Origin of the sequence: Myroides sp. DF42-4-2 (assembly GCF_030326445.1) — a bacterium.
Taxonomy (GTDB): domain Bacteria; phylum Bacteroidota; class Bacteroidia; order Flavobacteriales; family Flavobacteriaceae; genus Flavobacterium.
Window position 1 is genome coordinate 61,312 of the sequence record NZ_JACAKI010000004.1, and the last position, 11,978, is coordinate 73,289.

The 11,978-nt window shown below is 41.7% G+C and carries 4 protein-coding genes; all 4 read left to right on the forward strand.

The annotated features are described in order from the left end of the window. Positions 1–10: 10 nt before the first annotated feature. The 4 genes from HX062_RS05050 to HX062_RS05065 all read left to right on the forward strand — a co-directional run bounded on the left by HX062_RS05050 (position 11) and on the right by HX062_RS05065 (position 11,927). On the forward strand, positions 11–7,033 hold the full coding sequence (locus HX062_RS05050; RefSeq protein WP_286466640.1) for a beta strand repeat-containing protein: 7,023 nt from the start codon (positions 11–13) through the stop codon (positions 7,031–7,033). A gap of 83 nt (positions 7,034–7,116) precedes the next feature. Continuing rightward, a complete protein-coding gene (locus HX062_RS05055) occupies positions 7,117–8,688 on the forward strand; it encodes an L-type lectin family protein (protein WP_286466642.1) in 1,572 nt (523 codons plus the stop codon). 405 nt (positions 8,689–9,093) lie between these two features. Continuing rightward, complete coding sequence (locus HX062_RS05060; protein WP_286466643.1) at positions 9,094–11,241, forward strand: TonB-dependent receptor; 2,148 nt, start codon at positions 9,094–9,096, stop codon at positions 11,239–11,241. Next, positions 11,214–11,927 carry a TonB-dependent receptor domain-containing protein gene (locus HX062_RS05065; protein WP_286466741.1) on the forward strand — a complete coding sequence of 238 codons (714 nt, stop codon included), beginning with the start codon at positions 11,214–11,216 and terminating at the stop codon, positions 11,925–11,927. Before HX062_RS05060 ends, HX062_RS05065 begins: the two co-directional genes overlap by 28 nt. Positions 11,928–11,978: the final 51 nt, after the last annotated feature.

Consider the following 11,978-nt stretch of genomic DNA (forward strand, 5'->3'; position numbering starts at 1 on the left):
AAATACCTTAATGTTAAGCATTGAAGAGGAAGGAGTGTCCACTGCGGCACTTGCGCCTAAAGCGGTAACAACCGATAAAATTTTAGGTGGTGTACGCGGTCAATTGTTAGTTACTTCAGCAGATGGAGTAGCACAATGGATGAGTGCTTCTGATGATGAGATCAAGGAAATCTTGTCGTTGAATCAGGCGATTACTGAGTTGATTGACAATCAGGATGGAACCTTTACCTATTTTAATGAGGGAGATTATGACGCCAATGGCGTTAGAAAGCCATCGGCTGTAGGGACGACATTTAATGCCAATACGCTGAGCGTACAAGAGCTGAATGATCCACAAACAGGGGCTCCAACAGGTGTATTTGCCTTTTATGACTTGTCTCAAGATGATCCGATTGCTACGATTGATGTAGGTGGAACGGTGACGGAGCAGATTACCAATATCCTCAATGAGGAAGAAGTGCAGAATCAAATTTTTGCAACGGTAGCGGCCAAAGGAAAGAAAATGCAGAGTACTGATCATTCCATTGCCATTACAGGAGGCGATAAAGCAGTGTTAAAAGAAGTTATTGTAAATGTACAACAAGGCGGAATTAAAACAGATCATCTTGCTGATGCCGCTGTAACGCCGGCGAAGATCAATGCCGTAGGCGCTGAACCAGATGCTATTCTAACAGCAGATGGCTTGGGCAATGCCTCGTTTGAAACACCTAAAAATGCGGTGAGTCCTGCGATGCAAGGAGATTTAGCTGGTGAAGCTGGTGTTGTTCTTATAACAGGAGGCGGAGAAAATGTTTTATTTGGGGATACTTCTAAAAAAGTGACCATTGGTATTAATGAAAGAGGAATTGCAAGCAAACACATTGGAGTAAAAGCAGTAAAAGAAGACAATCTTGCTGATCAAGCGGTGTCCGCAGTAAAATTAAAAGCCAAGGCTGAAGAAGCCGGTCATGTGGCTACGGTCAATGCCGATGGTACGGTGAGCTATTTACCACTGACGTCGACCATTATTACCGATCGCGGTACAGTTTCAACCGATGGTTCTGTAACTGTAGACGACGGCGTTGGAAAAGTATTAGAAGATTTTACCATAGGGATTGCTGAGAAAGGAATTGACGCTCGTAAGTTGGACGCAACAGGTGCAGCAGCAGGTGCAGTAGCAACAGCAAATGCCGACGGTACAGTTAGTTATAAACCGTTGGAAGCTAGTGCAATTACGGCAAAAGGAGATATTACTACCGACAATATTATCGTTGTAGATAACGGAGTAGGTAAAGTTTTAGACGATGTACATTTAACAATTGCCGATGGAGGAATTACAGGGGTTCAACTCGCAGATAAAACCATTGAAATTGAGAAATTAGTGGCTGGACCTGCCTTGGATAAGCGCGTCTTGGTTACAGATGATGCGGGTGAAGTAAAATGGGGCGAACTCGGTGATATCGTAACTGATACCGCGGGGAATTTAACCACAGATGGCATTGTTGAAATTCAAGATGGCGATGGAGTAAATTCCTTGCTATACAATGTGAAATTGGGAATTAAAGCGGAGAGCATTACCAATAGTGAACTAGCGGATAAAACCATAGAAATTGGCAAATTAAGCAGTGCGGGTTCAACAGAAGGCATGGTGATGATTACTGATGCAACGGGAGGATTCACCTATGTCGCTCGCGAGACGATTGTACAAGCAGGAGAAGATTTAACTCTAGATAATTCGTTAGAGTTTCTCACAGGAAACGGTGTTTCGGCTGTTTTGGCTGACACAAAAATAGGCATTAAGGCAGGCGGTATTACCGAAGCTAAATTAGCTGATGCCGCTGTTACGCCACAGAAAATATCAGCGGAAGGTGCAGAAGAAAACGCCGTATTAACAGCCGATGGTTTAGGAAATGTAACCTATAAAAAGATTAATCCAACCGCTTTTGAAGGAACAGAAGCTGATTTAAAATCGGATGGCTCTTTGTCAATTCCGCAAGATAATAAAGCGGTGTTGAATGAAGTTACCATAGGCATTGCTCCAGCAGGAGTAGGCAACTCACATCTAGCAACCAAGGCAGTTACAACGGATAAGATTGATGCGCAAACGGCAGCAGGTGGAACGGTATTAACTGCGGATGGATCGGGTAATGCTACCTTTAAAACCTTAGGTGATGTGGCGCAAACTGCTGGACAAGCGGTTTCCTCTTCAGATCAATCTATTGCTGTTCCCGCAGGAAATAAAGCGGCCTTACAGCCGTTAAACCTGACGGTGGCACAAGGAGGAATTAAAAGTGCACACCTTGCTCCTGGAGCGGTAACCGAAGATAAAATTAGCACGGAAAAAGGAGCGGGACTTGTATTGACCTCAACAGTAGATGGCGGTGCGGAGTTTCAGTCGTTGGGAAGTGTTATTGGCGATAGTGGTAAAGCAATTACAGGGGCTGCTACCATTGAGGTAACGGGTGGAGAGCATGCGGCCTTAGCCGATGTAACGCTAGATGTAAAAAACAGCAGTATTACAGAAGCTAAATTAGCCACAAATGCAGTTTCTACGGCCAAAATCCAAGATAATGCCGTTACGACAGCGAAGTTAAGTGGAGATGGACCTGGTAAAATACTCGGAACAAATGAAAGTGGATCGGTAGCCTGGTTGGATGCCAATGATCAAATTCTTCAATTGATTATCGCTTCTCACGAGACGAATACTATTTTACAAGATAACCAAGATGGTACCTTTACGTATTTTAACGAACAACAAGTAGACAAACACGGCAACATCAAACCTGGTGCTGTTGGGGTTAATTTCGACGCCAATACACTAGCGATTGATACCACTTCCCCAGGTATATTTATCTTTAAAGATAAAGCGAGTGATACGCCATTAGCTACGGTGAACACACGTGCAAATGCCATTATTTTCCAAGATAATTCCGTAGTTGGCTATACCAATGTGGAAGAAGCAATCACCCAAATCAATCAAAAGATTGAAGTGTTAGAGCAATTGGAAATTGACAAAGCCCCTTTATCGGGAACAGGCATATTAATCAATGGACAAGCAAGTGTTGCTGATGCTGTTTTTACAGCTGTAGATCTAAGTATTGCAAATGAAGCTGTTACAGCGCAAAAGATTAAAGGCGGGGTAGCTAAACAGCTTTTAATTACCAATGCGGCAGGAAAAGCAGAGTGGGTGGATGCCAATCATGAAATTATTGGAGAGATTGTAAAAACCCAAGAAAAGGTAACGCTTTTACAAGACAACCAGGATGGTACATTTACGTATTTTAATGAAAATGATGTCAATAGCTTAGGTGAAGTAACGGGTGCGGGCATAACGTTTGATGCCAATACCCTTCACATTGAGGAAGTGACCCCTGGTACATTTGAGTTTTACGATAAAAGTGGAGATACGCCATTGGCTAAGATTGATATAGCGGGAACGGTAATTGAAAATATCACAGAAATTTTAAGTGAAACAACGGTTCAAAATGATATTTACAATACAGTAGCGGCACAAGGAAAGGCAGTAACAGCTGACGCTGCGATAAACGTAGTGGGCGGAGAGAAAGCTACTTTGACACCGATGACACTATCCTTAGTAGATCAAGGGATTACCACGGCTAAGATTAAGAATCAGTCGATTACAGAAGATAAGTTATTTGCAGGTGAAGGGAAAGCGAACTTTGTGCCCGTTGTGCAAACCGATGGTTCTGTCAAGTACCAACCGATGTCTGCTGTGGTAGAAGGACACCCCTTAACGGTTGATGCTGCTTTGGCATTGGAAGGCGATGCCTCTAAAGCTGTCTTGCAACCTATTTTGATTAAAGTAAAAGAAGAAGGAATACAAAACGAGCACCTTCACAGTCATGCGGTAACAGCAGATAAAATTAGCACAGCCAATGTAGAACTAGGGGCAGTATTAACTGCTGATGGGTCTGGAAATGCCGTTTTCCTTGCCGCCGATGACGCCATATCTTCTGTTATGCACGGTGATTTGGAAGGATCTGAATCCATTGCAGTAGCAGGGGGTGAAAATGTACTCTTTGGCGATGCAGAGAAAAAGGTAGTACTTACCCTAAAACAAGGAGGAGTAAAAGGCAATCATATTGCAGCGGGTGCGGTTAGAAATGTAAACCTAGCTGATGCAACTATTGAAGCGACTAAACTGACAGCAGCTGAGGGTAGCGACAATAGAATTGCAGTTGCTGATGCAACAGGAGCCGTACGTTACCAAGCGTTTTCTGCTACAATGCTCACTGAAAAAGGAAACATTAGTACGGATGAGATTATTGCTGTTTCTGATCAGGGGGTAGATAAAGTACTTGCTGATGTTACATTGAGTATTAATGATACCTCGATCAAAGCGGATAAATTAAACGCTGGCAATGCTAGCCCAGGAGCAGTAGCCACAGTAGGATCTAATGGAGTAAGCGTTAGCTATGAACCGCTAACTGCTGCTGTGATAACCAATAAAGGTTCCATTACAACCGATGGGGTTGTTACTGTTGAAAATGGAGCAGCTAGTGTACTTGCCAATGTAAAGTTGGGAATTAAGGACCAAGGCATTACGACTACTCAATTAGCAGATGGTGCAGTTCAAAACGCACAATTAGCTGAAAAAGCAGTATCAGTAGATAAAATTTCAGCCGTAGGGGTTGATGCAGCAAGTGTATTAGTCACTAGAGGAGATGGAGAAGTTGTTTGGGGTGAATTAGGCGATATCGTAACGGATACAGCAGGTAATTTAACCACGGATGACATTATTCAGATGACTGAAGGCGATGGAACAAATACTTTGTTAAAAGACGTTCGCTTGAGTATTGCTGATCAAAGCATTACAAGAGGTAAATTGAGTTCTAAAGACAATGGAGTGGTTATCGATCGCGATCGCATCTTAGTAACCGATGGACAAGGCGGGTTTGATTATGCCGCAAAAGAAGCAGTTCAAGCAGGAGGGGAAGACCTTCAATTGGGAAGCGCTCTTGCGTTTACGAATAATACAGATGGGTTAAATGTTGTGTTGGCGCCAACGTCTATTGATGTGAAGGATGGCGGAATTTCAACAGCCAAACTACAAGATGCCGCAGTTACAGTTACTAAAATGAGTGCTGGTTCTGCAGCTGAAAATAGCGTATTAACTGCGCAAAGCGGAGGTACAGTGGTGTTCAAAGAATTGAATACAGCGGCCTTTGATGGACAAGGTGCAGATTTATTGGCAGATGAATCGATCACCGTAGCAGCGGATAATAAAGCGTTATTGACTGAAACAAAAATTGCAGTAGCGACTGATGGGATTGGTACTAAACACTTAAAAGCCAATGCGGTAACCCAGGATAAAATTAGCTCAAAAGTAAACAATGAAAATGTTGCTGGCGGTACAATTTTAACAGCGGATGGTGCGGGTAATGCGAAGTTTCAATCGCTTGAATTAGTAGCATCTACTCAAGGTAAGGCAATTACCGCTACGGATGGATCGCTTAACATTCCTAATAATAAAGCGGCTTTACAAGGCCTGAATATTGGCATTGCCACTGGCGGAGTTAATACTACTCATTTGGGAACTCGCGCAGTGACAGCGGATAAAATCGGTTCAGGTGATGCGGAAGAAGGATTGGTGTTGATTACCGATGGCCAAGGTGGTGCTGACTTTCAAAATATGATTGATATAGTAGCAGATGCCGGGAAGGCGTTGACAGGAGGTACGGGAATTACCATTACAGGACCTGGTGCTGCCCATGCCTTGTTAGGAGATGCGAGTGTGAATATCAAAGACAGCGGTGTTGAAGAAATGCAGCTAGCTAATAATGCGGTAACCACGAAGAAGTTAGCAAATAAAAATGTAACAATCGAAAAGTTGAGTTCGAAGGTGAATGCCAACAATGTTGATGCTGGACAAGTCTTGGCTTCAGATGGTCGTGGAGGAGTTGTTTTCCAAGCAGGTGGTGCTTCCACAACAGGAGAATTGAAGGGGTCTACTTCTATTGATGTAACCGATGGATTAGGTGCTCTATTGCAAGATGCAACCGTAACCGTGAAGGAGTTGGGAATTAAAACCGATCATTTGGATGTGAATGCGGTGACAAGTGCAAAAATCGCAACATCGGCCGTAACAAGCAACAAGATTGCCAACGAGGCAGTTCAAAATGAACACTTGGCTGAGAAGGTCGTAGGAGAAACAAACTTAAGGGATCAAGCGGTGAACAGCAGAGTACTTGCCTCTAACGCAGTGACCAATGCAAAAATTGCAAACAATTCCATTTCAGCAAATAAAATAATGGATGGAGCTGTAGAAACAGATCACATAGAAGATGGAGCAGTAACTGTAGAGAAGATTAGCGCAGCGGGAGAACGCAGTGGATATGTCTTAACAGTTCAGTCTGATGGAAGTGTTGCGTATAATGCGCCAGCAGAACCGGAAGTATCAACAGGAGATATAGTAGGAGATGATGTAATTGATGTAGTCGATGGAGATGATGCGGTGTTGCGCGATATGCAATTGAAAATCAAACTCGGATCCATTGAATCAAAGTATATTGCATATGAGGCTATCGGAACAGATGAGCTTAAAAATGATGCAGTTGGATACGATCAATTAAAAGGGGAAGCTGTGCACGGAGACGTAATTAAAGACGGCGGAGTTTCAGAAGAGAAAATCAGTTCTACCAATGAAGATGGAGAAACAGCAGAAGAGGGCTATGTGTTAACAGCAGATGGATCAGGCGGTGCTTCTTTCAAACCAGCAAAAGGTGGTGGCGGTGCCGGATTCTTCTATGCACCTAGTTTCGTTGTCGACATCGAACCAGGTAGAACGGGAAGAAAAAATGTGTACGAGATTTACGAAAGTCAATTTACTTATGCAATCAGTTCTAGATCAGGAGCTTCCTTATCCGTATATGAAGAAAATGAATTGGATTATTTTGTGGTATACTATGATGATGATGTATTTGAAGATGTTTCCATTAGCGAAGCGGGGGTATTAGAGTATAAAGTTGTACAAAATCCTACCATTTCGGCGCGAACTTATTTTAACGTAGTGATGAAGCTGAGAGAAGAGTAAAGCATATCCTGTCTTACCCCGTAAGACAGGTTGTTTTTTTACGCATTGAGGCATGATTAGAAAATGGAAAACAGCAATTTTTTATGAGCAAGAATAACAGAAAAAAGATACTGGGTGTACTACTCGCGTTTTTATATGTTCAACTGGGATGGTCGCAAGTACAAGATCGACCTTTCCCTTACTATATATCGCTAACAGGAACTTCTCAACCAGAGGGAATTGGCGAACATATTACGTCAACTTCCCCAACGGGCAGTGATCGCTATACAGAGGAGGGAATCGTATTAACCGAAGGGGATACGGAATTTGCCTTCAGTGGATTTTACCTCAAAGATGTAGATTTCCCGTCTAATTTTGGAATTATAGTTGAGTTTACATACGCCATGTATGATGGAAAGCAATATTCAAGTAGGTATGGAGATGGAATGAGTTTGTTTTTGTTTGATGCAGACAAGGAATTTGAAATCGGTGCACCAGGTGCAAGTTTAGGTTACGCCAATAAAAACAAAGCAAGTGGTTTTGGGACTAATGAACCTGGTGTGAATGGTGCATATTTGGGAATCGGGTTGGATGTATTTGGGAGTTACAAATCGCGTTCTACCAATCCTTCGGAGCGAAGAGAGGGTGCCTATGGATTGGACTATAAATACATAGAAGATCACATCACCTTAAGGGGAGGCCAATACAAAAATGACCGCTATAAAGGATATCCCGTATTAGCTAGTGAGCAAATGGCTTATGGAAATGAAAACTCCCCTGGGGTAGCTAGGCTTTGGTTGGATTATGATACGGGCGACTATGAAACAAGTAGTTATAGTAGTCCTAGCGGACTATACTCGTTGCGAACGTCGAATTACGGCTATAATTTAGGATACAATACAGTGACAGCGACCCTTCTTCCAATTGACAATGGCAATGGAGGAATGAAAGTTACTGTTTTGGCTGAAGATGAAAGTAGAGTGAGATTTAAAAAACCGTTTACTGACTTTATTTACCCTAATAGCTTTAAAACGCGAGACGTTGATGGCAATGTCTATACCTTTGAAACGAGGGTACCCGATGATTTTAGAGTGGGATTCGCTGCAGGAACAGGGGGGGCTACCCAAACCCATATTATTAAAGAAGTCAAGATTAATTTGCCTTATGCCCCTGAAACTGAGGATCAAGTTATGGTCATGTGTTTAACCGACCACGATGATAAAACTGTTTATATCAGTACACAGTCCATGTTTATCAATGATAAGTTTTACGTCGGTACGGTTGATAATCCCTCCTATAGTTTAGGAAATGGAAATGTTGATTTTACGTCCTTTCGCTTTGAGGATGAGAATGGATTCGACATTACCACTGCGGAGTACCAAGATGGCAACTTTTACATTAAAGAATATGAAGTTCCCAACGTAGGAATATGGGAGTTTGCGCTTCGAAATGGTTCTGATACACATTATTTTTCTTTTGTCCCGCTAACGGACGACTTACCCGAAGGGGATTATACAGTCTACTATTCGGCTCACAGTAAAGATAGTGGGGATAATGGACCTTTTCACGAACATGTGTATCGTTCTAGACCTACTAAGTTTACGGTACAAGCTCGAAAGTGTAGATCCGTGGTTAACCCTAATTTACCGATTAAGGTAAAAATGGAAGACGAATAAGACTAGTGAGGCTAAACTACATAAGTGAGTAGTAAGGCTGGGCTACTAGTGAGAAATATAAAAACTGTTTGGGTTTAATCCAAGCAGTTTTTTTTGTTTTGCCCGCATGCCAAGGCAGCGAAAGCGGCAGGGGATAAAATCGGTATAAATAATGCTGTTGTTTTTACTTATAGTAAACATTTTGAATGGTTGGGTTTTGTTTTACTTAGGGTAATATTTAGCTTCTACGTATTAAGTGGTTAAATTAATGGTTTGGTAATGATTTGATAATATTAAATTGGGTTAAAGGAGGTTTTAGTCGGTTTGGATAATGTATATATAAAATTTTGTTAACATAAAATGTTTACAAATAGTAAAAAATATTTTCAGTTTTGTAGTGTAATCTACGTAATAAAAAACTGTAATATGAATTCAAAGTTTACCCTATGTCTACTTTTCTTTTTGAGTGCTGTATCGGTACTTGCTCAAAACAAAGTGCTAAAAGGAAGAGTATTAGATGGAACAGAGCCCTTGCCTGGTGTTGTTGTTTCTTTAGTTGGCGAGAACAAGCATACCTCGACAGACTTACATGGTTATTTTATATTTAATGCGCTAACAGCCCAAGAGTACGAAGTGCAATTGAGCTACTTTAGCTATAGTGATAAGCGCGAATTAGTTGATCTGACCAAAACAGAAAACTACACGTTTCAAATGAGTGCTGCGAGTGGTAATTTAGATGAAATTGTCATTACTTCTTCAAAGCGATTGAGCGAAGCTAAGGCGATTAATATGCAAAAGAACTCCATTAGTATGGTTAATGTAGTAGCATCGGATGGTATTGGTAAATTGCCGGATCGAAATGCTGCAGAAACTGTACAGCGTATACCTGGAGTATCGATTGAGCGCGATCAAGGGGAAGGACGTTATGTGGCGGTTCGCGGTTTACCTGCTGAATGGAACTCGACGACGATGAATGGACATCGACTGCCAACTGCAGCAGATGAAGGAGCGAGTAGAGCTACTGCTTTCGACTTTTTTCCTACGGAAATTATTGGATATGTAGAGGTTTTTAAAGCCTTAACGCCAGATATTGACGGTGATGCTTTGGGGGGTAGTGTAAACTTTATCACTAAAACGGCTCCTGCCGGATTTACCTTGAATGCTTCTTTGGGAATGGGCTATAATCAATTGTCGGATAAAGGTGTGTACAGCGGTAGTTTTACTGTTGGTGATCGCTCTAAAAACGGCAAATTGGGCTATATTGTTAACCTGTCGCAGTGGAATAGAAACTGGGCTACAGACAATTACGAAGCAAGACGCTCGGGAGATGAAGGGGTATATCGACTTGAATTGCGCAATTATACAGGTGAACGTCAAACAACGGGTTTAAATACAGGAGTGGAGTACCAAGTAAGTGATCAATCCAAGCTATTCGCTCGTTTAAATTACGGAAAGCTATTAGACAAGGAGTTGCACTATAAGAGACGTATTCGATTTGATAAATTTAATGCGGCTACGAATACTGGGCGTATTGAATTACAAAACATCGTCAATGATTTGAACTTTGATTTTTATGGTGGAGAAGTAGGTGGAGAGCACCATTTGTCTAAAGGAACCTTGGATTGGAGCTTGGGGCATTATAGAACGGAGTTTTATTACGGCAATATTCCTGACAAAGCAAATCACAGCTATTTGTCTATGATGTACACACAGGATAATGTGCCGTTTAATGCTGATCTATTAGAAGATAGAGGCAATGGCATGCGCGCCTATTGGCAGGCTGATCAAGGGGCTTTAAACACAGGGAATATCTTTGATTATTTAAGCGATGCTAATTATGTTGACGATCCAAAGAAAATGAAGTTCACGAACTTGCAGCTGTACAAAGTAGGAGTGAAAGAGCGCGATAATATTGTGGCTTCAGCCAATTACGAATGGGAGCCATCTAGTGATTTCAAGTGGAAATTTGGAGCTAAATTCGTCGATAAAGAGCGATCAGCTGTATTTTCGGATGAGTTTTACGGTTGGACAGGTGCTGGACCAACACCTGTATTGGCAGATCAACAGCCTTACTTGGTGGGACAGCCAGGAGGTACGGACTATTTAAAACCGCTAGATACGAATATTGGAACTAGTTTTGGTCCTGTATTGTCGAAAGAAGGAATGAAAGACTTTTATTTCAACCACTTTTTTAACGGAGATTTGACTTTATTGAAAGGGGATTCAGAAATCCTAGCTGAGGGTCGCGGTTTGGGGCGTAACTTTAAAGTACGCGAACAACACTCCTCGGTTTATGGAATGCTAACCTATCAAATCAACGATCAGTTGACCTTTTTAGGAGGGTTGCGCGCAACACATACCAACACGACAATTAACGGGTATAACTATCAACAAGAGGAAGGTGAGACCGAAGGGAAGCTGACCAAAGTAAAAGATACAAAGAGCTACTTGTCTCTATTGCCGATGTTGCATTTGAAGTATACAGTAGACGACAATACCAATGTGCGTTTTGCAATGACTAGAACCTTTACTCGTCCTGATTTCGGATATTTGGCACCTGGGGAACGTATTTAGCAGCAGACAATCAATATGTAGGTGGAAATCCATCGGTTAATCCTACCTATGCTTATAATTTCGACTTAATGGCTGATCATTACTTTGGCGATTTAGACGTTATTTCAGCAGGGGTATTCTACAAGCAAATTACAGATCCTATTTTTGTCAATGCAGAACAGGGGACGTATAATGGCATCAGTGGTGTAGAAATGGCACAACCGCGAAATGGTGACAATGCTTGGTTGATGGGAGCGGAAATTAGCGGAAACAAGAAATTCGACTTTTTACCTGGGTTCTTCAGTGGATTCGGAATGCAAGCCAACTATACCTTTACCAAATCTGAGATGAAAATCCCTTCACGAGCAGGGGTAACTTCTTTACCTCGTCAAGCGAAGCATTTATTTAACGCTCAGCTATATTACGAAAAAGGAGGATTTAATGCGCGTATTGCTTATAACTTCAAAGGAAAGTACATCACAGAACACGGAGCAAGTGGCTTGTCTAGAGATGATGTGTACTATGGAGATTACGCGAGTTTAGACGCCAATATTACCTATAAAATCAACAAAAACTTTACGCTTTTTATCGAGGCTAATAATTTGTTGAATTCAAAATTAGAATATTACTACGGAGATTCAAGTCGTCCGTTGCAAGTAGAGTACTACGGTGCAAAAGGAATGCTTGGACTGAAGTGGGAATTGTAATTCTTTTATTTAAGCGAATAAAAAGACCTGATTGTTGCAATCAGGTCTTTT

What these genes read in the sequence shown, in the direction of transcription:
- HX062_RS05060 (WP_286466643.1), top strand. Translation starts at nt 9,094, where the DNA reads ATGAATTCAAAGTTTACCCTATGTCTACTTTTCTTTTTGAGTGCTGTA.
- HX062_RS05055 (WP_286466642.1), top strand. Translation starts at nt 7,117, where the DNA reads ATGAGCAAGAATAACAGAAAAAAGATACTGGGTGTACTACTCGCGTTT.
- HX062_RS05050 (WP_286466640.1), top strand. Translation starts at nt 11, where the DNA reads ATGTTAAGCATTGAAGAGGAAGGAGTGTCCACTGCGGCACTTGCGCCT.